Here is a 24,627-nt window from a genome sequence, read left to right on the forward strand (position 1 = left end):
TATCCCAAAGATGACGCGTCGACAAGCCCATGAAGAAAAAAGGACGCCCGACTCCCCTTTTCAAGGAGCCGGGCGGAACATCTCACCATACTGTATTGTTCATCAGGTTGATAATGCCTGCATCGGAGATCGGTATTCTCTCAGAAAATCAGGAGCCTGGCATTCGTCATGATGCATACCCATAATAAGATTTTTCAGTTCTTCGGCCTGTTGGGTGAGATCGCCAATGGCCAAAGAAGACGTCTCCATGCCTTCGACTGTATCTTCTGCAACCTGTTTAACTTCAGCCACTGCCGCGCTGATCAATTCATGGGTTGCGGTCTGTTCTTCCGTTGAAGCAGCAATCTGCTGTACCTCTTCTGCGGCTTCTTGCGAAAACGATACGATGAGTTTCAATGTCTCACCGGATTTGACCACAAGCTCATTCGCGTCTTGAATAGCCTGAAAGGCGGTCTCCGTATTTGCGACATTCAGATACGCCATTTTTTGTATATTCCCGATACTGTCCGAAACTTGTTGTGTGGCACCAACAGTTTTTTCGGCAAGTTTCCGAACCTCATCGGCAACGACAGCAAAGCCACGGCCGGCTTCTCCCGCTCGTGCCGCTTCGATGGCTGCATTCAGTGCCAACAAATTCGTCTGATCGGCGATTTCATTAATAACATTGATAATATCACCAATAGCACGCGCGTTATCACCGAGCATGTGGATATTCGTTTTCAGGTCCGATGATAACGTAAAAACTTTCTCCAAAGCTTGAATGGACTGTTCCACCACTCGCGACCCCTCATGGGCCTTTTCCATGGCCGCTCCTGCATTCTCCGCAGTTGTACTGGCACTTTGCGCAATACTGATCAAAGAATTGCTCATCTCATCCATGGACATCGAAGTCTCAATAATTCGTTCAGTCTGCAGTCTTGCGCCTGACTGTACCATGTCCACTTTACGGGAAAGTTCCTCGGCACTGCTGAATACATGGCGAGAAATCTGATCAGCTTCCTCCGCCACCGTTTTCATTTTGTCATTCTGGCAACGTATCTCTGCTTCTTGCCGTTTAATTGCTGTCAGATCGGTAAAGAGCGCAAAAGCACCTATAGGGTTGGAATCAAGATCATACAATGGAGCCGCATCAAGTCGAATGAAATATTCCGTCCCTCGTCGCCCTTGACCTTGAATTTCGATATCACGAAATGTACGTCGCTCTTTGAAACAGTTACGCGTAATGCCTTGACCACCCTTTTCTCCGTAAAAAAATTCTGCCACATCCATTCCCAAATAGTGGTCATACTCTCCATCAAGTTCCAGGAGATCAAGCAACGGTTGATTGACAAAAGACAATCGATTTTCAGGATCAGCAACAAGGCACGGGGTTGTCATCGCACGTAAAATCCCTTCGGAAAACCCAAGCTTGTTTTTTAACTCTCCGACCATTTGCAACAACCCACGCCGGAGTTGCCCCAATTCCGCCTTGAATCGACCATGCAATTCGGCAGCAAAATTTCCTCGGGTGATTTCTTCCAGAAATACTTGCAAAGAGGAAAACGGCTGTGTCAATTCCCGTTTGAGAAACCACATGGATGCAAGTACGACAAGAACAGCCGTTACAAGACCAAGGATAAGCGCGACCTGAGTCAGTCGACTCACCGCTGCAAACGCTTCGTCGCGATCCATCTCGACCAAAAGAGCCCAATTCTCATTGCCAACGGGAAGGGGTGCGAATGCGGTCAATACCTCGACATTGCGAAAATCCGTCGCCAATTCAGTGCCAGATTTACCAGCAATCGCCTTCTGAAATGGATCCGTCGCTATTTTCCCGGTTTCAGGATGGGCAAATGAAGCCTGAACGGAATGCGTATCCGGAGCGCGGAACGAATCTGAACGCATCTTCCCGTCCGGACCAACAAGAAAACTCTCTCCAGTTTCTCCCATCCCAGAACGCAATTTCATAATCGTGGAAATATCCCCTCGTGGGATACGTAAAATCGCGACGCCTTCAACGTCATTCGTATGATTATAAACCGGAGCAGCAACAAACGCAGCCGGTCGTCCATCTAAAGGGGGATATGCTTGGTAATCGACAAAGGTGACTTGGCCCTTCAATCCTTCCCGCCAAGCCTCCGCCAAGTTTGTATCCTTGAGCTTTCCTTTGTCCAAATCTTCACCCATATCCAGGCCCTTATTGACGGAATACAAAACGCGTCCGTAGTCATCGACCAACAAGGCGTCTTCATACCCCAGGACCGAGACAAACGGCTCAAAGGCTCCCTCGACATAAGGAAAAAGACTCACATAGTCAGGGTCATTGATGTCCATGCGTTCTCCGGCCTCGACCGTACCGTAAGTATAGTCGCGTAACAGGCCGACCGCATTGAACACTTCTTTAACGCTGGCAAAAATTCGTACTTCCTGCGACCATTTTTCAAAAAGCTGCTCCATCGCAGCTTTTTTAGCATCACGTAATGACTCAAGTTGGCCAAATGCTTGGTGAGACAAGCTCATCGATGCCTGCCTCACACTGTAAAGTCCCATAATAACAATGGGAACAATGCCGATCATCAGACAAAACGCTATCATCTTCGCTTTCAATGAAATCTTCATAATATAAAGGCCCTTCATCCTCTTGGGGGGGAAGCATGGAATCGCAAAGGAGGTGATATTGTCAGACAACAACGCGGCGGATATCCATTTTTGAAAACGATTCGCAAAGATATGGACAATCCAGATTTCGTTTTAAAATTTTATATTTTCTACTGTACAGACTGTGTACTTTTCCTTCCAAATCGGTGTCATTTCCATGACATCACAACTCTATCTCTTGTCGTAACCCATTGTTCTGGAAAGTGCTGCACGACAATAAAAATATTTTTTAGATAAAAACGACAATGACAAACAAATATAAAAATAAAATCAAATTTATATATAAATATAGACACAAATAACTACGATGACACTCACAACAATGATACCGTTACAATGAACGGCCACGAATTCCAGCGACTTGAGAAGTGTTGTTCGACAATGCAACACGCCATTTTTTCAATACACTATAATACTACAATAAATGGGGCGAAAGAGAATTACAGGAGGAACACTATCAGCGGAACAAGGAAGGCAAAGCCTCCCTTGTTCAGAATGGACTATCTTGCTTTTTCGAGTTGCTCTTGTAAGAAAGCAAGGCAAATTTCTGTTGCAGCGTCGAAATCGATACCGCCAGTTAGTTCAAGCACAGGACAATCATCCAGTAACGCCAAGTACGCTTGCTCCGAAAAATCAAGTGTTTCTGCCGGATCATCCATCTCAAAGAATAAACCAACATCTTTCATGAAAGCCGGCATCAAGTCTCGACGTTCTTTCAAATTGACTCGAGTGGCAACAACAGGATCATCTGTTCGCTTCCAGTGCAAAAGAATAAGTCCTGCCATTTGAGCCCGCAATTTAAATTTATTCGGACCAAAGCAGGTATCGACCATGGCATCATATTTGTGTTCAAGATCCCACAACTCACTGGTGGGCATCCGAGAAAACCGGTCGAATTCCTCTTTACTCATCACGGAACTCAAACTCGGGTTATTGACAACCGTGCCAGGGTTAACGCGTGGCATTTTGGGGACACCGATCATCTCCAATCCACTCTCCCTGCGACGCACCATCAACCGGTCGTTACTGATGAAATCCGTACCGCGACGCATAATATGCAACGCCAGAGTCGATTTGCCCGCACCGGAGAACCCGGCCAACGACAAACCAAGCCCATCGACAGCAACTCCTGCAGCATGGAACAACAACGAGCCGCGTTTAATCACAATTTCGATAAAGCGGTTATTGAGAAAATTGATAATCTGCGCCTGGTTCTCAATGCAGGAACCAAAGGCATAGTGATCACCATCGCCGAACATAAAGATCATTCCGGTTTTGATCTTCCGCACGATACGGCCATCGGGAAAATCAACATATTGTTCTTTGAGTGATGTTTTTCCAGGGTCTCGCTCTTTTGTCACAAACGGAAGATTCAAATCCAGATTCGGCATTTCAATCGCCGTCACCACAACGGAGGCTTCTTCTCCTTCGGCCAGAAACTCATGGTAGTACTCTCTTAAATCGTCGACGAGCTTGAGCGAATTGGTCTTGAGATCAATACGAAGATCATCAAACTGCAATAGGAGATGATGCGGCGTCTGGTGAAGATCAAGATACGGAGCGGCAACTTCATGATACGAATGAGGACGATTCATGCAATTTTCTCCAGCACGTGGTCGACATACATGGACGCCACGTCAATATTATCGGATTCAAGGAGTCCACGAAAGCCACCAAAAGCCGAGACTTCAAAAACTTGCGCGCCTTGAGACGTTTCAACAACGTCAACGCAAGTAAATGCCATATCGAAGAGACTCTGGGCTTTGTCGGCCAGCGCAAGGATCTCATCGGACGGCTTATAGCTGACGTATTTTCCACCAGTGCGTGTCGTCGTATCCCAGCTATCGCCACTTCCCTGCCGCGCATACGTGCCGAGATATTCCCCCCCCATATACGAGACCCCTAAATCGATAAGCTTGCCCGCATGGGAGACCATTTGCTGGATGTACATCACCCGGTTGCCATTATTTTTGAAGTCCTCAATAGCCTCGACCATCTCCGACCCAGGCTCGATAACCATCATTCCGCGCGCCTTGGAGCTATACAAGGGTTTAAAGATGGCTTTTCCAAAGCGTTCTACCGTGGCCGCCGCTTCTTGAATACTCTCCGTGATGACCGTAGCAGGCATGGGAATTCCGGCGGAACGCAACGCAGCGGTGCAGCTCAAGCGATCAATTAACCGAAACATGCTGTGCGGATTGGAGAAAACCGGAAGGCCAAGATCATATAAAAACCGCAAGATCTCCATTCTGTCCAAGGCATCGGGGGAATATGTCGGGGCGATCTTTTTGACGATAATGGCATCAAGAGCAGTCAATTCGACATCTTTGCAAAACGCCTTATTCGTATCCAAGTCCAAACGGACATCGGCCATATCGATGAGACAGCGAAAGCCGGTCTTGGCTTCTACAGCATCGAGCAATCGTTCCGTCGACCATCCGCCAGGGATGCCGACAACACCAACTTTTTTCATAAACACTCCTTTTCAGACCGCCGTGAATCCATCGTACAAGCGCACAATCAGTCAAGAATTCCTTCAAGCGGCAAGTTAAATGCGTCGAAATCGCCCTGATGCGCCAAAAATGTCTTGAGATAGAACACTCCGCGCATAAACATATGCTTGGCAAATTTGGAATTAAGCTCAAAACGCGTCGACGTCATGAGCGACCGAGCAAGCCCCAGGCACATCCTGGCTTCGTAGGTTGTATCTCCATGTTTTTGGGCATACTGATGGCCAAAATTATACATTTCCAGAGCAGCAGCTCGCAAGCGAGAACGTTGATTCTGCCGGAACAGCGGCAGGCGGAAGTTGGAGACCATAAACACGGAAACATCTTGTACATAATCGTTATCTGCAGATCGATGCAGGTCGATATAATGAATACGATCTTCCGTGTCGTTATAAATGATGTTGTTACTGTTGAAATCCCCATGAATAAACACTGAGAATGGAGCTACAAGGCCATGACTCTTTTCTTTTGCAGCTTCTACAATCGACGCAAGCGAAGGTTCAACATAGCCTCCGATGCAATATTGGGGATAGTTGTAATGAGGATGTGTACGAAACACTCCACCCAATCGAGCTTGTAATTGACCAAGAACATGAGCATCGACGGGTTTATCCTTGCGCGTAATGTCCCACAAGTGTTCAACCGTCACTTTCAGCGTGGCCATGGCTTTGGCTAAATGCTCTGCGGTTGCTCCAAGCACAATGTCTTGGAAGGTCTCGCCTTTTAAAAATTCGACCAACATCGACGTTGATTCGTCATGTTCCCGGAGGGCAATCACTCGTGGAGCCAACCCCGGAGCAATCTCTTGCCAACGGGCGATTGTGTCGCGCTCCTCGACAAGTTTCTCACGCTCCCCGTCCTTGAAAATGACATCCGTCACCGCACCATTGCCGTCGGAAGCATCTTCAACTTTGCCGATACGACACCCGGATCGGCTTCCCCAAATGGACTTAAATTCTACATCGGTCAAGGGAACGTCTTTTCCGGTCTGCGCCAATACATCACGGAGACCATCAATTTGATGAATCTTGAATCGGTCTCCTGTGATCGTAAAGATCACGGCTTCTCCGATATTGAGCAAGGTGTCTCCGATACGCTCGAAGTACCGAAAAATAAAAAGCGTTGTCAGAAAATCACCGGTATGGTCACCGGAACGTAGCTCTCGACGTATTCTGTCAAAGTTGACTTTATAAATACTATCGAGCTCCATTTCTGTCCGGCATATTTCAAAGGCCTTGTTCATATCACGTTTGAATACGGCCGAATCAACGCGCTCCAGTGCGGAAGCAACAACATCAAGACATATTTCGTAATCGTAATGCTGCAAGAATGTCGTGTCTTCATAATGGAGTAACTGTCTTGATATATTGACGCAGTGGTCTCCAATACGCTCAAGATTCGTCGTGATCGTGTTGATACCTCGAAGGAAACTCACTTTCATTGAGCCAAGAGACGCGTCACCGTGAATCTTAGCATAGCAATTGTTTTGGAGAACACTCTTGAGGTTGTCGATATAATCGTCACGCGTGTCCATACGAAGAATTGCTTTCTCGTCCGGACTCTTCATGACACGGCGCAGACTTTCGAGCTGCCGACCGACCTCCATCAACATGAACTTGAAATTGTCGACAATAATATTCATGGATACTCCGTTCAGGACTCAATAAAAAGTGGTTCCTTTCCGGCGTCTTCCACTCCCGGCTTTTCCTTCCAACGCAGTTTGATTTTGAGTTTACGGTCTACACCCTTGGTTTTTCCCTCAAGTGCAAACGTCACCAGACCACGCGGCTCGAAGACGATTTCATCTTCACCATGCCGCAAGGTCAGTTTCCCTTTTGCAAACCCATCACGAATGGCGTCGAGATAGTCGATGAAAGCATCGAGCTCCTGAATAGATTCAAATTGAAACAACTTATCCGATTGCATTGCCATCTCCTTTCATTTGGCGATATCGGTTCATTTAGTCCGATACCCCCGCTCCATGTGCCATGCTCTCGTGTCGCTAATGTTACAAGCCACAAAAAAAGACGCCGTCTGCAAGGACGGCGTCTTTTTTCTCCATTCAGTTTAATCCTGAGCTTGAATGGCTGTGATAGCGACAGTATAGACAATATCCTCAACCGTACAGCCACGACTGAGGTCATTGACCGGTTTATTCAACCCCTGCAACACCGGTCCCATGGCAATGGCTCCGGCTGAGCGTTGAACGGCTTTATACGTGTTATTTCCTGTATCAAGATCCGGAAAAATAAATACTGTTGCCCGTCCCGCCACTTTGCTGCCGGGTAATTTTGTTGCCGCGACAGCAGGATCAATTGCGGCATCGTACTGTATCGGTCCTTCAAGAAGCAGTTCCGGCGCACGAGCTTGAGCAATTTTTACTGCCTCCACAACTTTATCGACATGCGCCCCCTTCCCTGAAGAGCCCGTTGAATACGATAACAAAGCAACGCGAGGTTCAATGCCAAATTTATACGCAGTTTCAGCGGAACTCAGTGCAATTTGGGCAAGCTCTTCCGGATTGGGATCAGGGTTGACCGCACAGTCACCGTACACAAGCACCTTATCTTTCAGGCACATAAAAAACACACTCGAAACAAGCAACACGTCAGGTCGGTTCTTGATAATTTGAAACGCTGGCCGAATGGTGTGCTGCGTCGTGGTCGTCGAACCGGAAACCATGCCATCGCACAATCCACTCTGTACCATCATGGTTCCAAAGTACGTTGGATCAAGGATAAGGTCATGGGCAATTTGTTGCGTCACATTTTTGCCCTTCCGTATCTCCACAAATTTATCGACGAACTCTTCAAAATGTTCAGAAGAGCCGGGATCAATGATCGGGATTTCGAGCTTGATATTGAGGCGCGACATCGTCTTAGCAATCTCGTCGGGATTGCCAAGAAGCGTTAAGTCGACAATGTCGCGTCGAACAAGCATGTCGGCTGCTTTCAAAATGCGTTCGCTGTCGCCTTCAGGCAACACAATATGACGACGTTGTTTTCTCGCACGCAAAAACAACCCGTATTGGAACATTTCCGGTGTAATGCTTTCACTTTTAGCTGCATCAATGCTTCTCAGAAAAACAGGAACATTGACGGCTCCATCGAATACCCCCAATGCCCTGGCAATTTTTTGCTGATCATCAAAGTGAATTTTTCCACGCATATCGAGCAAGCGTCGCGCAGTGGTAAAGGTGTCTCCAGATGCTTTGAGAATAGGAAAAGACGCATCTTCCCAAGCACTAATGATTTCAGCAATATTTTCTGCAACGGGCATATCGCCTGTTAACAACACCCCGGCGATATTGGGAAATTTGGGGGAAAATCGAGCGGCATAACAACCAAGAATAATATCGGAACGGTCTGCCGGCACCACGACAAGACAATCTTTCTCAAGATAATTCAAAAAGTTGGCCACACGCATCGCAGCGACGATATACGCGCGTACTCGATTGCCTAAAAGAGAAGCCCCTTCAAGTACCTCTGCATGGACCCAAGCTTTCACATCGTTCATGGACGGTCGATCAAGTCCATCATCTTCAGGTAAAACAAAAATAGATGTGGAACCCTTATACGCTCTGGCCTTGGCAGCAACATAAGGACGCACGTCAACCACGTCGTCTTCGTTCACCCTGTTCACCATGATTGCAAGCATATGAAGTTTTTCTTCAAACATGGCATCGAGGGCTACTCCAACGGAGTCGACCGTTTGTGCCGCGGTTTTATTTCGACCGCTAGCGACGAATACCACCGGGGCTCCCAATGCGGCAGCGATCATGACATTAAGCTCAAAGACGAAACTTGCATCAGAAGGCTGAACGTCTGCACCTTCGCATACAATGAAATCATAGCGTTCTTCTAAATCTTTGTATCGCGTCAAGACGGCTTCGATAAACTGGCTCTGCAAACCTTGGCTCAACATGGATCGCGCTTCTTCTTGCGTAAAAACCCACGCATCTTCGAGCGCCATGTCGAGGTCAAAATATTTTATGGCCAATTCTACGGTGTGATCGACCTCGTTGTCTTGGCTATGGGCCACAGGCTTGAAAAACGCGATTTTCTTCACACGGGTCTTGAGCATTTGCAAAATGCCGAGCTCAATGACGCTCCGTCCGGCACGCTCCTCCGTGGACATGATAAAAAGGCTCTTCGACATGAGCTGCTCCTCTAGTTACACTCACTGTCAATGATGTATCAAAACACCGGTCCAGACTTCTTTCGGGTGGTACGCGAAAACAGACACTTTCGTAAAGCATACCGCGTATTTTCTTTCCTACGCATTCATGGCTGAAAATAATCGAGCGCATCTTGCCCGACTCGTCTGTCTGAGCTAGTCTTGCAAGGTCTTTCTGAAAACATCCGAACCAATATAAGGTCGCTTATGGAAATCGAGTTGGCCGAGGCTGCACTACGTGGTTTTCGACCTGAATATATTCTTCTGGCCATTTCTCTCCTGTTTCTTATCAGTATTTTGGCGGGACGCCTTGCCGGTGTCGTCGGTGCGCCACTGCTCCTTGCATTTCTGGGAATCGGTATGCTGGCCGGTTCTGAAGGGTTGGGAGGCATCTATTTCGACGATCCGTGGATCGCGCAATTTCTCGGCGTCAGTGCACTCGTCGTCATCATTTTTTCCGGTGGACTCGAAAACTCATGGTCTCGTGTTCGGCCCGTGCTCTGGCAGGGAGCCGTCCTTGCCACCCTGGGTGTGGCCATCACTGCGGGGGTTGTCGGTGCAGCGACGTGCTATATCCTTGGTGCTTCCGTCAAACTTGGCATGTTGCTTGGCGCCATTGTGTCATCAACAGACGCCGCCGCCGTGTTTTCCGTCCTCGGTTCCGGCACAACAACACTCAAACCTCGTCTTGGTTCACTGCTTGAATTCGAGTCTGGTAGTAATGATCCCATGGCAGTTTTTTTAACTATGGGACTCTTGGCAAGCCTTCAATCTCCCGATGCCACTGCGTCTGAATTCTTGATATTCTTTGCCGAACAAATGAGCTATGGCCTTATCTTTGGCATGGCTGCTGGTCGTGGTATGGCCTACGTGTTCGAACGGTTACAACTCAATTCTCCGGGACTGTATCCTGTCCTGGCGCTTTCTATGGCGCTGTTTACGTTCGGCGTCACCGCATCGATTAATGGGAGCGGTTTTCTTGCTGTCTATATTGCAGGGATCACACTCGGCGGCCGTCCATTCAAATACAAAAAAAGCGTCTTACGGTTTCATGAAAGTTTAGCCTGGCTCATGCAAATCATTATGTTTCTTATTCTTGGACTGCTCGTGTTCCCCAAAGAGCTTGTCACAGTAATCTGGCCAGGCTTAGCGCTCTCGGCAATTCTGATCTTTGTCGCCAGGCCGCTCAGTGTTTTTCTCACTTGTTGGCCTTTCACACGCAATATTCGAGAAATGGGATTCCTGTCTTGGGTGGGATTGCGAGGAGCCGTTCCGATCATTCTGGCGACATTTCCTTTGCTGGCTGAAATCCCTCAAGCGCAACGCATTTTCAATATCGTTTTCTTCATTGTTTTGACGTCTGCCCTGCTTCAGGGTTCGACAATCCCTCTGGCCACCCGATTTTTTCGAACAGGTGAAAGCCATGATATCCCAGAGGAACAAGACAAGATCGGTTCAACGCCTCAATCGAAACAGGTGGCGAGTTGACACCATGCTTTATGGGCACGAGACCGTCACGACTGGTGCCTGCTGTGGATAAACTCGGGGTGTTTTCTGAAGAAACCATTTCATCGCCTGACGTTCCAAAACAGTCGGAACAAGCGGCAAAGCCTGTACACCTTTCAAAGGGTACCCGTCCCCACCTTGTGCCAGATACGTGATGGTGACGAGGGTATATTGTTTTTTATCATCAATCGCTTGCCCAGAAGACGCCCCTCCATCAAGAAAAAGCCCGGTCATGATCCAGCTCCCTTTCGGTGTGGGACACCCTTCAATCCGCAAGCCATAGACCGCGGGAAACGCCCCCCCGCCATGATGAACGCCGTGAGCAATCGCGGCCTTCAGTTGTTTACCGGTCAAATGAAGTACGACGACGGTATTGCCAAACGGAAGCACACTATCAATATCACGCTCCGTTACATCACCTTGATGCAGACTATCCCGAATGCCTCCTCCATTTATCAACGCGGCATCGACACGCACACCTTGATGTTCCGCTGCTTCAAAGAGAGCTTGTGCCACGAGCGGAGCCACCTCGCTGCCTTGACCATATGCATTGGGTTCACGCCGATGCGACAACGACGAATCGAGATGAGCAACAACTGTGTCCTCGCCAAGTTGAGCGGAAAAACCCTGTACAAGACCGGCCATAACGATATCAGGTTTCATCGGCGTTAACCCATAACGATTTTGGGGAGACAATTCTCGACGCTGGGTTTGATTTCGCAGTGTGACGTCGTATTGTGGATCAACAAGAATATCACTGTGTCCGGCAGCCGTTACCGTGCCGGTATGCTCATCATACTCTATGTCCAGTGCACCCAATACTTTGAAATTATGAAACGCTTGAACGACAAAAACCCGCTTCCCTTGTGGCCCGGTTATCACGGTTGGATACGGTCCTTCAGGATGAAAACCAGCCTTTTTCAAACGCGGCGGACCAAGCAAGCTATGGGAGTGTCCTCCGACGACAATATCTATTCCGCGAAGAGCACGCGCCATGGCGCAATCCCGATCATAACCTTGATGCGTCAATGCAATGACGATGTCAGCTCCCTCCCGTCGCAGTTCCGATACGGCTCTACGGGCAGCGGCAAAGGGATCGGTAAACGCAACATCAGGCCCTGGACTAGAAATCGTTGCCGTCGCGGGAAGAATCAGGCCAAACACCCCAATATGTACGCCATCCATGGAAAACAGTGTCCACGGGCGAACCCGGCCGTCCAGTGCTGAACCGGGACGAATTGTGATATTCGCAGCAAGAACGGGGAAGGAAATATCATTCAACAATGTTGCCAGGTGGTCTGCCCCATCATCGAATTCGTGATTACCGAGCACCATGGCATCAATACCCAACAGATTGAGAACAGCCATGTCGGCCGTCCCACCGAAGACAGTGTAATACGCGGTTCCACGCAGACTATCACCGGCATGAAGAAACAGCACATGATCATGACCTTCTGCCAAGCGGTGCACTGCAGCAGCAATACGCGCTGCCCCTCCAAGGGAAAATACAAGCGTATTTTGACCACGCTGAAAACGATAGGGTTCGGTATCAAGTCGGGAATGCGAATCATTGAGATGAAGAAGGCGTAAAGAAAAAGCATAAGAAAGGTCTATCCAGACGAAACAAAGCATCAGCGTGAAGACACCCTCTAAAAGGTGGCGCCCAATTCGTGTCGAACCCGGAATACAAGGAAATCGCTTCATGGATTAGTCATCAGAATCAATAGTAAGTTCAGGCTGTTTCCGATCAATATTATATCGAACAGATGGCTCTCCTTTCCTCGGACGCCAATGCGCTCGTTTGGCTTTAAAATAGAGTTTTCGAGCTTCTTCAAAATCTGGATTCAACTTCAAAGCACGTTCAAGCCAACCCATCCCCAGTTCCAGACGGCCAGAGAACAAAAACGCTTTGGCCACATTGTAATGAATATGGTCGTCGTTGGGGCTAATCGCGAGTCCCTGCCTATAGGCATTCAATGCGCCTTCGAAATCCCCCTTTCGCCGCAAACGAACACCAAGATCATTATAGGGATTCACCGCATTGGGATCATGCTTGATAATATCGACGAATATCGCTTTCGCTTCCTGAAACCGCCCTTGTTCCGCAAAAATACTTGCTGCCTTTTGCATCATCTCCAAACTTTTTTCTTCGTTCCCTTTGGCTTGATAGGCTTCGGCAAGTCCTTTATAAGCATCGGCAAAGACATTATTCTGCAAGATAGCTTTATTGAAGGCGATAATAGCTTGACCGAACTTCTTTTTGCCGAGGGCTTCGATTCCTCTGTTGAAATAATAGCGTGCGTCTTTCTTCGTCGTCAAAAGGTTTTGCAATTCCTCAACGGCTTTATCCGCTTCGTCCGTCAACAAATGGTTTCCGGCCCGACGCAAGGCTTTAGCTTGATTTTTGTCGATCCGTGTCGAGTCGTAGGCAAACCGGATATGATCCTCAAACGTGCGGATCGTATACGGTCTTAAAATATACCCTGAACAGCCCATAGAAATGGCATCAAGCACTTTCTCCCGTCGATTCTCCACAGTCGCCATGACAAGAGGAACAATGGTTGTCGGATTGATGGCACCTGCCTTGGGTAAAAACGACAGTCCATCCATATCCGATAGCTTCGAATCAATCAGTACCATACCATACGAGTTATCACGCATCAGTCGCAATGCATCGGTACCGGATTCGACAGTTTGGATATGCCTGAAGCCAAGCTTGGTCAGGAAACGCTTATCAAGTTGCGCATTGTGGATGTTTTCTGAAACAATAAGGGCATCCAACTGGCTATACGACATGTATCACTCCCACTCTGGCCTATAACGTGCAAAGCGTTTCCGGGCAATGACTGAAAATACTCTCTAAAAAATGACGAGAGGTGCAGAGAAAAACAAAGAAATCACCAATGGTATATTAATACACACCCCACTATTTACCAGACAGACGAACTTCCGCAAAAGACAACTTATACAACATACGAGAAGGAGGCATCCCCATGGATAATTCTTTTTTTAAACTCCTGGAGTCCATCTCCAGCAAACCCGATCCTTTTGCCTACGATACTGTTCTCGAGCTGTGGGACAACGATCATACTTCAAAGCAGATGTTGCAATATCATCTCAGTAATGACGTCGATATGTCATCACGTCGTGGATCTTTCATAGAACGTTCTGTGAAGTGGATGGTTGACCATTTTGCAATCGATTCCCATACAAAAATAGCCGACTTTGGCTGTGGACCGGGGTTGTATGCAACCCCTTTAGCCCGAGCCGGTGCACACGTCACAGGAATCGATTTTTCCCGCCGATCCATTGCCTATGCTCGCGAGACGGCCAGACAACAAAACCTCGATATCTCGTATCATCGCGGTAATTATCTTGACTTTGAAACCGATGAGCGCTTTGACCTTATTCTTATGATCATGTGTGATTTCTGTGCACTCAGCCCACAAAAACGGCATTACCTTTTGGATACGTTTCGTCGTCTTCTCCGGCCTGACGGAGCATTGATCCTCGATGTTTACTCCACAGTTGCCTTTGATCAAAAAAGCGAGACATCAACACTACAAAAGGGGCTTCTGGATGGATTTTGGTCGCCCAATCCGTATTACGGTTTTCTCAATACGTTCAAATACGAGAAAGAAAAAGTCGTTCTTGATAAGTATACCATTGTCGAAGCGGGAAAGACACGTACTGTGTACAATTGGCTCGAACATTTCACTCCGGAAAAACTGGAACAAGAATGTAACCGGTCCGGATTTGGCATCGACACCCTTCTTTCCGACGTGGCTGGCGCTCCCTTCGATGCTCAATCAAGCGAATTTGCTATCATCGCCAGAGCACGTTAAAAATACGTTCTTACTTCAGAAAATTGAATTTTCATCCGATACAGGAGAACCGCGTGTGATTTTACATCACATTGACGGATAGCACGGTTTATGCTTGAACCCCAATAACATTGCATGACAATACACCCCAACCATAGACAGGCTCCGTGACACCACCGTCCTCTGAAAACGCCCGATTCGAGGTTGAAGATACACGCAACCAACGAATGATTATCTGTTCGGGCGAATGGACTGTCAACCATATCGCAGCCTTAGATTCTGAATTACGTGCCTTTGCGCAAAGCACAACCACACCGGCGCGATTTCTTCTTGAACACGTCGAACGAATGGATACAGCAGGAGCCTGGATGCTGTATCGCACGGTCAATTCTCTTCGCCAAAAGGGGAATCAAGCTGATTTCGAAAACGTTCATCCCGATTACCAACTTCTGCTCGATCAGGTGAGCGCGCACGCCGAGGAAAGCCCTCCCCCCAAGTCCCGCCTTCCATTTCCTTTGGACTTTTTTTTGACAATTGGCGAATACATGTCCGGCATATTCGCCCAAGCTCGTGATTTACTGGGATTCCTCGGACTCTTTTTAACGGTCTTTGCCAAAGCGCTCATTCGACCAACGCGTTTTCGTTTGACCGCATTGGTCAACCAAATGGAACAGGTCGGATTCAACGCCGTTCCCATTGCGGCCCTGATCTCCTTTCTCATCGGGGTCGTTCTTGCCTACATGGGGGCACAGCAACTCGCTCACTTCGGAGCACAGGTTTTTGTCGTCAACCTTATCGAAGTCGCGGTCTTGCGCGAACTCGGCATTTTACTGACAGCCATCATTGTGGCTGGTCGCTCGGGGAGCGCTTTCACGGCTCAAATCGGTTCCATGGTCGTCAACGAAGAAGTGGATGCCATGCGCGCTATGGGCCTTGATCCCATGGAAATTCTCGTTATTCCACGTATAACGGCGTTATTGATTATGATGCCGCTTCTCGGTTTTCTTGCTGATTTAATGGGACTTTTCGGTGGTGGGCTCATGTGTTGGACCGTACTCGATATCGGGCCCGGTGCGTATTTGACACGCCTTCATGATGCCGTGAAATTTTGGGATGTTGTTACCGGATTGATTAAAGCACCATTTTTCGCCATCGCAATCGGTCTTATCGGTTGTCATTGTGGCTTCAGCGTCACGGGAAGCGCCGAATCCGTTGGGCGGCTCACCACATCCAGTGTAGTACAGGCTATTTTCATTGTCATTGTCATGGACGCGCTTTTTGCCGTCTTTTTCAGCTCTATCGGCATATAGCGAAGCACCATGAATCCAGCAAACTCCGACACCTCCCCGATCATCTCCATACGCGGTCTGACCAATCGTTTTGGTTCACATGTTGTCCATGAGAGTCTTGATCTCGATGTACAACGCGGTGAAATCCTCGGAGTCATTGGTGGATCAGGAACCGGTAAATCCGTTCTTTTACGCACCGTCATCGGGCTCAACCATGCTGCGGCCGGAACAATTACCGTTCTTGGCAAGGAACTTTCGCAAATCAGCACGATCGAACGTATTGCAATAGAACGCCAATGGGGGGTCCTTTTCCAGGACGGCGCGCTCTATTCTTCCTTAACCGTGACTCAAAACATTCAGGTCCCCATGCGCGAGTATTTTCACCTTCCACAATCGCTCATGGATGAATTGGCCGCGCTGAAAGTGAGTATGGTGGGGTTGCCGGCAGACGCCGGGGATAAATTTCCTTCCGAACTGTCGGGAGGTATGCGCAAACGCGCAGGGTTAGCGCGGGCCATTGCCTTGGATCCCCAAATTGTCTTTCTTGATGAACCGACAGCGGGCCTTGATCCTATTGGTGCAGCCGCATTTGACCAACTCATTAAAGACATGCAAAAAACACTTGGGTTGACTGTATTTATGGTCACTCACGATCTGGACTCCCTCAACGCAATCTGTGACCGCATCGCGGTTCTGGCTGAAAAACGTATCTACGCCATCGGAGACATGGCCTTCATGCTCAAACAGGACCACCCCTGGATTCACGAGTATTTTCACGGACCGCGATCTCGCGCTGCCATGAGTTCGCTTAAGTAAAAGGCATCGGCATGGAAACCAAAGCCAACTATGTCCTCATCGGGGCCTTTACGGTCCTTGTCGCGCTGGGAGCCGTCGTGTTCATTCTGTGGACGGCAAAACTTCGCATGGACTCCAACGTCAAGCTCTATGAAATCGATTTTACCGGTCCGGTATCCGGACTCACCAAAGCGGGCGATGTCTTTTTCAACGGAATCAAAGTAGGCCAAGTCAAGGATATAAAAATAGACCCAACCGACCCAACAAAAGTCAAAGTTTATATTTCCATTGCCGGCGATACCCCGGTTCGTGAAGATTCCGTGGCTAAATTAGAACTTCAAGGCATTACCGGTGTTTCAGCTATTCAAATTTCCGGAGGCACCAAAGAAAGCCCCCTCTTATTTCCGAAGCATGAAGACGAGATACCAACTATCCAGTCGGCTCGCTCGGACCTGCAGAAGGTCTTTGAGAGCTTACCGCAAATCATGACCAAAGCGTCCAAGCTACTTGATCGCATCAATATGCTTGTTGACGCAGACAATCGCAAGTCCGTTGCCTCTATTTTAAATAATATTGAATCCATTACCCAGACACTGGCGCAAAAGGACACACAACTGAGCGATATTATCAATAATATCCATACAGTTACCGAGGAATTGGCCAAAGCATCCAAACGTATTGATCCTATTATGAACAATGTGGAAGTCGCAGTTGATCAGACCAAACAAACCATGACCAATGCCAACGCACTCGTCAAAAACGATATCAAAATGATTGCCGAACATCTCGCGAAACTCATTGATCGTGTTGACGGACTGGTCAAGGATGTGAGTCCGGATATTACGGCATTTTCCGGTGAAGGGTTGCCCAATCTCAACCGTTTACTTGTCGATGCCAGAAGCCTTTTGGATAATTTGCAACGCATTACGCAAAGTCTGGACAACGATCCTGATCGCTTTCTTTTCGGTAACCGCTTTCCGGAGTATAAAGCGCAATGAAATTCCTTTCGACACTCCCGATACCGAACGCAGTAATACCGATTCTGCGTCTTTTTCTCTTGTGCTGTTTGTGCGTTGGCGGCGGCTGCACGTTCCTCAAACCTGGACCAGCTCCTGATGTTTACGGTCTGATGGCTCAATCGGAGTTCCCGAGTAACCTCCCCACGCTGAATACCCGTTTACTCATTGATGAACCTTCCGCCGTCCTTGCCTTGAATAATAACCGTATCGCTGTCAAAACCACAGCATTCAACTATCGGTATCTAGGCAAAGCTCGCTGGATGGATCGAGCACCGGCAATGGTGCAGGCTCTGCTCTTACGATCTTTTCAGAATACAAATGCTATCATGTCTGTCGAAGACGTGGCCGTGGGATATACCCAGGATTATGAACTCTCGCCGGAATTGTGGGACTTTCAGGCCGAAGTCTATGACGGAACTCCGCACGTGACCATCCGTCTTGTCGGTCGAATCCTTGATCGAAAACAAGGGCGTATTCTTGCCCTGAAAACATTCACCGCCACACAGACAATGCCACCTGGCTCTGCCACGGATTCTGCCGACGTGCTGGTTCCGGCATTCAACGCGGCGTTGTCCATAATTTTACAGGAAACCGTTGTCTGGACTATAGATACACTCGCAACGCTGTCCCAAACCGAGACCGATTAACATCATCGCGTGTGACCAGCTGTATCGCGGGTCACACGCGTGGTATTTCCCTACTGCAAATCGGCTTCAATAAATTCTTCCAACCCTTCGACAGTTTGCTTGTCGATAGACAGCATGATCTTGCCATCTTCATATGAAGCGATATGTCGTGCCGGAACACTGACAATACGAGATCCAAAGAAATGTCCTTCTTTGAGAACAAGATGAGTCACTCGTCCACTGCGTCCTTCAAGGACGAATTCATCCACCCGACCAACATGACCATCCGACGCATAGACATCTTCCCCTTTCCGTACAATCACATCACCAGGGGGAATGGCTTCGTAATCGATCGTCCAGCCCGCGGGGACAATGGGTAAGTCGACATGCTCCTGTTTCGCCAGACGAACAAATACCTCCGGCGAAATAAATTCGGATTGCAGGAAGTCCTTCAATGTCTGAAATTTCTCTCTGGTCAACGCAATGTCCAGGCGTTCATGATCGGCTTTCTTCAGATAACGCGCCGGTACCAGGCGTTCATGATTGGGACTCTCATCTTCGCGTACCACCACATGGGTCAATTTTCCTGCAACTGGTGAAAGAAGAATATCCTTCACCGTACCAACGATTCCATCCGTGCAAACGACCTCGGCACCAATCGCAATTTCCATTTTCGCCTCCTCATGTTAATTTCACAGGCCCAGTCGGGCCGTCTTGCGCGGGTTCAAGAGGCTGTCTTTCAAAACGAACCTGTCCCGTGTATCCGTCAACAACAAGCATGTCTCCCGTCACAATACGCGTTGTAGCATTACCAATACCTGTCACACAGGCAATACCATATTCCCGGGCAATAATGGCACCATGAATGAGCATGCCGCCTCGTCGTTCAATGATCGCCGAAGCCAATGGAACAACAAAGGTCATATTGGGGTCCAAAGCATCAACGACAAGCACATCCCCATGCTCGACAGTATACAAATCCGCTGGCGAAGCAATGACACGGGCCCGACCACGGGCAATCCCAGGACCGGCAGGATGTCCATGGAGGATACGCTCTGTACGATCATGCGGCCTGACTTCCGACTTTGGAGAAACAAAATTTGATTCGATCGATTCTGGTAATGATTGCCCTGACAACAGTGCGGCAACCGTTTCCGATGTTGCACGTTCCAACTTCTTCCCGTGCTCTTTAAGACGCTTTTTGCCTTCCTCTACGGCAACAAGCAAACCGGCTTCAATACGTCCTAAATATATATTATCGTCATCACGGAGACGATAACTCGCACGACCTATATTCAAAACATCTTGGGCAAATTGGCGCCGTTTTTCAGGAAAGGCGTTGAGATAACGAGCCTCATGGACCGTTGTATCGTGCTCTCTGGCAATAGACGCTTGAGCCGGTTTTGCCGCCATACGAGCCACAAGGCGAAGGACGCCGACTTCGCCCTGTTCGCACCATGCCAGGTTGCACACCAAATCACCAAAACCGGCGATAAACGTATCGAAAAGTTGTCCGAACACGGCGTCATCAGGACGCTGACCGTCGTGTATGGCATCTAACACATCCGGTGACGACCTGGCCATGTCGGCCAGTGCACTCAGCAATCGATTCCGTTTCAAACTCTCCAGATGGGACGTTTGCAACAGTTCCATGAATGCATACGGATCGTCTGGTCGCAACGCTTGGTTGTATACCATGGCAAACAATCGCATCCCGTGCGCCATGGGAATGAACCGGTCATAATAGACATGTCTCCAGTGCTCATACAGGTGAACGCGTCGCTCGATTTCGCGGGCAAGTTCCATGTCTTCATATCGTGAAAAATCCGCTCCTTTCATCGTTTCCGCTTCAGATTGCATGGCGGGGATTAGCTCGGTCTCCACCTCTTGGTGCAACGCGTTGAGTTGGTCCAAGCTTTTCGATAGACTTCGATACCAAGGACGTTTATCAGCATGTTCCCAGACCGGTACGTCCTCGTCCAGTATAGGCTCATAGGTAGTTGTGACGGGACGTGCCTGAAGAAACACAATGCCCTCATCGTGGAATACCCATTCCACATCCTGTGGTCGGCCAAAAACGTGTTCCAGGTTCATCGCATCGGCAAATAACTGCTCAATGCCCGTAGAGCCAAGAATCGCATGTACGTCGTCATGGCCAGAGGCAGAGCGAATATGTCCCGAATTCCGATCCATGACATAGCGTGCCGGTTCCACCCGACCATCAACGAGATCCTGCCCACGGGCACAAGCAGCCTCTATAAGGCCATCGTGTTCACGTTGCGGGTCGCGAGTAAAGACGACCCCACAGACCGGACCGTACACCATGGCCTGAACGATCACTGCCATGGCACTTGTTCGTGGATCAAGTCCGAGTTCACGACGATACAGCAATGCTCTATCCGTCCAAAGCGAGGCAAACACGAGGTTGATATGTGAAAGGATATTGTCGATACCCTGGATATCGAGGAAGGAATCGTGCAAACCAGCAAAGGATGCGTCGGCATGGTCTTCTTCGGGAGCTGAAGAACGTATTGCCGTGGCTGTTGTCCCGAATGTTTCTTGAATACGTGGAATTAATGCGGCTATCAATTCGTCGGGCATAGCCGCCGCGCTAAAAGCATGACGAATACGCAACGCGATATCCCACACCTCTTCCCAGCGAAATGAAGTCCAGTCATATTGTTCGAAGAACTTTGTGAGAAGCTCGTCCAACCCCGCGCTTTCAATGAAAAAACGATAGGCATCACGGGAAAGACAGATTGTCGGTGGAACACGATACCCTTGCCGTGCCATGGAGGCCAAGGAGCACGCTTTGCCGCCGAATTCAGCAACAGCGGAGGGAGAAACCGCATCAAGAGTGCACACGAGTCGCATACTGGATGTGTGCCATATTTTTTGTTCAATTTAAAGGAAATACCGCAGAGTATGTACAATGTTTCCCAACCCAAAAACCCCGCCGTAGCGGGGTTTATTCATACTTCTTTCAATGCGTGCACACTTATTTGGCTGCGCCGGTCTCAACCGGATAGTCCGCGCCTTTCCAGGCAAAAATACCACCGGGAAAACGGTACACGTTTTTATACCCTAATTTCTTGGCCCATGCTGCGCCATTATGGCTGCGCGTGCATTTGACGAAACCACAATAGACAATAATGGCTTTGTCTTTATCCGGTCCCAAGAGCGCAATGTAATCATCTTGCGTCTTACCGTCGGTTTCCTTGATATCCCATTCTTCCATGTCCGGAATAGGAAACAAGAATTGTTTGGCGCCGGGAACGTGCATTTTTACATAGCTCGCTTCGTACGGCATGGTATCGATGATAATCATGTTATCTTTGGCATCAACTTTCGCTTTGAGCTCTTCAGCCGTGATCACATCATAATCGCCGCGTTGCACTTCCCGTACGAGCTTGACCGCGCCCTGTTCTTTAGCAACTTCATCTGTAAACTTGTCGGCCTGTGCCGTTGCTGCCAAAAAACAGCACACGACGAGGGCAAATACAGCAACACGAATCTTTCCAGTTCCCATCACGATTGTCTCCTTTTCTCACCATTATGCAATGCAGTCGGAATGCTGACGGCCCCGCGCCGACGATTCTCCAAAATACGGCCAGCCAATGCAATAAAGCACTCCGGCTAAAAGACCGAAGTCTCGATAAAGCGATGTCCACAAGCTATGGAATACTTCACCTTCAGGATCCTCCGGCCCATAGCAGCCGCAGTCCACATCCAATCCGATGGAAATTGCGTAAACAAGAACGCCGAGAAACAAGCACAAGAGGAGAAAAAGTATCACATTGCCCGTACGCATGCCAAAAACCAGGCCAAGAGCCCCTATAATTTCCAGGACTGGCAACGCCCAAGCTAAAATATCGACAACAGATGAAGGAGCAATGGCAAATGCGTTTATAACGCCAGTAAAAGCATTGATATCCGCCAGTTTGAGTACTCCGGCGACCAGGAAAAAAACGGCGACGGTCCATCGTATAAATCGATATGCCCACACCGAGCCAAGAACATTCCACAACGTCATCGGCACACGCTCCTTCTCCAAGTGACACAAAAACGTTTCACTCGTACACAAAAAGCGAACATGCCGTCCAATATCGAATCTCAATACATAAAGAGACAATCAATAGACTCATACTATAGATATCACGAGGAACACGCGGCGTCCGGACCGTAATACCGTGTGCAAAACTCTCCTGCATCAGGTGAAACACATTTCAAACGGCGACACACGAGATATTCAAGAAAGAGACGAATGATAAATACAAAACGAAAAGAGAATCGAGCATGATCCCATGTTCGTGCTAATACCCTTACCGTACCGGCCGGATATCGGCATGGTCCAAGGTCTTGTATACGCAAAGCGAGCTCCACATCTTCCATGAGGAGTAACGCGGGAAAACCACCAACTCGGGAGAGGGCTTCACGCCGTACGAATTGTGCCTGATCTCCAAACGCAATTCCTGTCAGTCTGACCCGCATGTCATTCAGAAACTCCACCACACGCATGCGACGACGTCGGGGAAGAAATTGCATCGCGCACGCTCCCCCGGGAGAAATTGAGTCGTTTTGCATGGCCTCGAAAATGCTCCCAGTGATCTCAGGAGCTATCCGACAGTCACTATGAACAATAAGAATGACATCACCGGTTGTTGCGGCGACACCGGCCGCAATTTGTTTTCCGCGACCAGCCGGAGACGAGAGTACTCGGCAGCCTTCCTCTGTCGCAATCTGCGTGGTTTTATCCGTTGAACCGGCATCAATCACAACAATCTCGGCCACATGAGAGAGGTTGCATTGGATCAAGCTCTTCCGGACAGCATGCAAGCATTCGTGAAGGGTTTTTGCCTCGTTCCGTGTGGGGATGAGCACACTCAAGCTTCGGACAGGTGCGAATCGATATTCCGGAAAAAGGCGGCGAACAGAGCCTGTCATGCGCGAGAAGACGAAGAGCGCATAGAACGGAATATATTCAAAGAATTTGATCCACTGATGTTCATGAAAGAGGCCCGTACGGTATTCAATCCCCACAGTCGGAAATGTGAGGGTGACGGCTGCGCTCAAATATCCCCACGCCACAGAAGGCACAAGCGGCAGCATCACGACCATGGACATAAGATACCACGGGTGCAGGCTCGGGGAAACAAGGAGAAATGCTCCCATTGCGGCAAAGACCGAAACAATCCGATCCTGAACGAACACCCATATCCAGAGAAGCATGAGAAACAATGTCACAATTCCGGCCAAGCTCGCAGAGCTTCCGAAGAGTGCACGCAATATGACCATAAGGGAATCATTGAACGCCATATGAAGCGCAAAGGCACCAAGTGAGGAAAATATCTGCCCCCCAGCAGACGCAAATGGAACGAACAACAGCACAGGAAGTGCGCACAACCAAGTATAGCGGATATTCTTTGCCGTAAGATAAAACGGCAACGCAACCATGGCCGGATATTTAATCATAGCGGCCATTCCAAGCGTGAAATATCCCCATCCTGATCGCTTTGTTTCAAAGGCCAAAAGCGAAAGCATCCAAAAGAACATCAAAACCGCATCTAAATGTCCCTCCCCTGCTCCATAGACAAGCAAGAGCGGATGGAAAAGACACAGGGCAATCGCACTCATTCGTTTTTGACGAAGAATCAGTAAGCGGGAAACAACAAGACACGTCGCCAATTCAAAAATGGCCATAACGGCTTTAAAAACAAGCGGCGACGGCTGTATGCCAGCCACCCCGCGAAACAACAGCAACGCGCCAGGCGGATAAATCGCCGTCATATTCGCATGGTTCACGGTTTTGAGAAGCACTCCAAGAGTATCGGACATGCTCGCGGCTGCAACCGAGTCCATGGGAGGCACGATATACGGATTTATGCCCGCCCACTGCACAGCGCCTTCAACAATATATCGGGAAAGGTCCGAACAGGCTGGGAAAACACCTACAAAAAAAATCCGTAATACAATGGCCGGCGCCCAGAGCCAACACCAACGCCATGTTGTGGTTGTTGTTTCCGGAGCATATCGAGCCATGCCGATGGCCGACACGACGCCAACAACACACAAGACGGCAAACAATGATGGTGTCCGTCCCACCGGCCCTAGAAAGGCCAATCCCAAATTACATATACACGCTCCACCCCATGAGAGTTTGAAGAGGTATGTACGCTCCTGGTCGCTGGATTCCTCTGTCTCTGTAGTGGCATACCGCTGTACATCCTGCATGATGATTCCAGAAG

19 protein-coding genes are annotated in these 24,627 nt (G+C 48.8%); 6 read left to right on the top strand and 13 right to left on the bottom strand.

Annotation, left to right across the window (positions count from 1 at the left end; all coding sequences use genetic code 11):
* Nucleotides 1–102: 102 nt before the first annotated feature.
* From G451_RS27910 to pta, 6 genes are all read right to left on the bottom strand, one after another.
* Nucleotides 103–2,598, bottom strand: coding sequence for a methyl-accepting chemotaxis protein (locus tag G451_RS27910; RefSeq protein ID WP_169727827.1), 2,496 nt, complete (start codon nt 2,596–2,598; stop codon nt 103–105).
* Between the two features lie 539 nt (nt 2,599–3,137).
* Nucleotides 3,138–4,232, bottom strand: coding sequence for an HprK-related kinase B (locus tag G451_RS27915; protein ID WP_034640898.1), 1,095 nt, complete (start codon nt 4,230–4,232; stop codon nt 3,138–3,140).
* Nucleotides 4,229–5,110 (bottom strand): GAK system ATP-grasp enzyme, encoded by an 882-nt coding sequence (locus tag G451_RS0105945; protein WP_027183530.1) that lies wholly within the window; start codon nt 5,108–5,110, stop codon nt 4,229–4,231. Before G451_RS0105945 ends, G451_RS27915 begins: the two co-directional genes overlap by 4 nt.
* Before the next feature lie 47 nt (nt 5,111–5,157).
* On the bottom strand, nt 5,158–6,789 hold the full coding sequence (locus G451_RS0105950) for a PhoU domain-containing protein (RefSeq protein WP_027183531.1): 1,632 nt from the start codon (nt 6,787–6,789) through the stop codon (nt 5,158–5,160).
* Nucleotides 6,790–6,800: 11 nt separating this feature from the next.
* Entirely contained in the window at nt 6,801–7,073 is a 273-nt protein-coding gene (locus G451_RS27920) for an amphi-Trp domain-containing protein (protein ID WP_034640901.1), read from the bottom strand.
* Between the two features lie 141 nt (nt 7,074–7,214).
* Nucleotides 7,215–9,305: a phosphate acetyltransferase gene (pta, locus tag G451_RS0105960; RefSeq protein WP_027183532.1), complete on the bottom strand. Its 2,091-nt coding sequence runs from the start codon at nt 9,303–9,305 to the stop codon at nt 7,215–7,217.
* 225 nt (nt 9,306–9,530) lie between these two features.
* Between pta and G451_RS27925 the strand changes: the two genes are divergently transcribed.
* Nucleotides 9,531–10,811 carry a potassium/proton antiporter gene (locus G451_RS27925; protein WP_084448406.1) on the top strand — a complete coding sequence of 427 codons (1,281 nt, stop codon included), beginning with the start codon at nt 9,531–9,533 and terminating at the stop codon, nt 10,809–10,811.
* A gap of 9 nt (nt 10,812–10,820) precedes the next feature.
* On the opposite strand, the gene G451_RS0105970 is transcribed toward G451_RS27925, so the two are convergent.
* Complete coding sequence (locus tag G451_RS0105970; protein WP_027183533.1) at nt 10,821–12,533, bottom strand: bifunctional metallophosphatase/5'-nucleotidase; 1,713 nt, start codon at nt 12,531–12,533, stop codon at nt 10,821–10,823.
* 3 nt (nt 12,534–12,536) lie between these two features.
* Nucleotides 12,537–13,625 carry a tetratricopeptide repeat protein gene (locus tag G451_RS27930; RefSeq protein ID WP_051261207.1) on the bottom strand — a complete coding sequence of 363 codons (1,089 nt, stop codon included), beginning with the start codon at nt 13,623–13,625 and terminating at the stop codon, nt 12,537–12,539.
* Nucleotides 13,626–13,822: 197 nt separating this feature from the next.
* Between G451_RS27930 and G451_RS0105980 the strand changes: the two genes are divergently transcribed.
* From G451_RS0105980 to G451_RS0106000, 5 genes are all read left to right on the top strand, one after another.
* Nucleotides 13,823–14,674, top strand: coding sequence for a class I SAM-dependent methyltransferase (locus G451_RS0105980; RefSeq protein ID WP_027183534.1), 852 nt, complete (start codon nt 13,823–13,825; stop codon nt 14,672–14,674).
* Nucleotides 14,675–14,820: 146 nt separating this feature from the next.
* Nucleotides 14,821–15,963: an ABC transporter permease gene (locus tag G451_RS0105985; protein WP_027183535.1), complete on the top strand. Its 1,143-nt coding sequence runs from the start codon at nt 14,821–14,823 to the stop codon at nt 15,961–15,963.
* Nucleotides 15,964–15,972: 9 nt separating this feature from the next.
* The gene (locus G451_RS0105990; protein ID WP_027183536.1) at nt 15,973–16,758 is read left to right on the top strand and encodes an ABC transporter ATP-binding protein; all 786 of its coding nucleotides are present in this window, start codon (nt 15,973–15,975) and stop codon (nt 16,756–16,758) included.
* A gap of 11 nt (nt 16,759–16,769) precedes the next feature.
* Complete coding sequence (locus G451_RS0105995) at nt 16,770–17,735, top strand: MlaD family protein (protein WP_027183537.1); 966 nt, start codon at nt 16,770–16,772, stop codon at nt 17,733–17,735.
* Nucleotides 17,732–18,403: an ABC-type transport auxiliary lipoprotein family protein gene (locus G451_RS0106000; RefSeq protein WP_027183538.1), complete on the top strand. Its 672-nt coding sequence runs from the start codon at nt 17,732–17,734 to the stop codon at nt 18,401–18,403. Before G451_RS0105995 ends, G451_RS0106000 begins: the two co-directional genes overlap by 4 nt.
* 50 nt (nt 18,404–18,453) lie before the next feature.
* On the opposite strand, the gene G451_RS0106005 is transcribed toward G451_RS0106000, so the two are convergent.
* The 5 genes from G451_RS0106005 to G451_RS32365 all read right to left on the bottom strand — a co-directional run bounded on the left by G451_RS0106005 (nt 18,454) and on the right by G451_RS32365 (nt 24,613).
* Nucleotides 18,454–19,053 (bottom strand): PRC-barrel domain containing protein, encoded by a 600-nt coding sequence (locus G451_RS0106005; RefSeq protein WP_027183539.1) that lies wholly within the window; start codon nt 19,051–19,053, stop codon nt 18,454–18,456.
* A gap of 10 nt (nt 19,054–19,063) precedes the next feature.
* Nucleotides 19,064–21,256, bottom strand: a complete 2,193-nt coding sequence (locus G451_RS27935; RefSeq protein WP_051261208.1) for a PEP/pyruvate-binding domain-containing protein — start codon at nt 21,254–21,256, stop codon at nt 19,064–19,066.
* Nucleotides 21,257–21,380: 124 nt separating this feature from the next.
* Nucleotides 21,381–21,911 carry a rhodanese-like domain-containing protein gene (locus G451_RS34970; RefSeq protein WP_027183540.1) on the bottom strand — a complete coding sequence of 177 codons (531 nt, stop codon included), beginning with the start codon at nt 21,909–21,911 and terminating at the stop codon, nt 21,381–21,383.
* A 24-nt stretch (nt 21,912–21,935) separates the two neighbouring features.
* Nucleotides 21,936–22,415, bottom strand: coding sequence for a MauE/DoxX family redox-associated membrane protein (locus G451_RS34975; RefSeq protein WP_051261209.1), 480 nt, complete (start codon nt 22,413–22,415; stop codon nt 21,936–21,938).
* A 122-nt stretch (nt 22,416–22,537) separates the two neighbouring features.
* On the bottom strand, nt 22,538–24,613 hold the full coding sequence (locus G451_RS32365) for a glycosyltransferase (RefSeq protein WP_051261210.1): 2,076 nt from the start codon (nt 24,611–24,613) through the stop codon (nt 22,538–22,540).
* Nucleotides 24,614–24,627: the final 14 nt, after the last annotated feature.

Origin of the sequence: Desulfovibrio inopinatus DSM 10711, assembly GCF_000429305.1 — a bacterium.
GTDB classification, from domain to species: Bacteria; Desulfobacterota; Desulfovibrionia; order Desulfovibrionales; family Desulfovibrionaceae; genus Alteridesulfovibrio; species Alteridesulfovibrio inopinatus.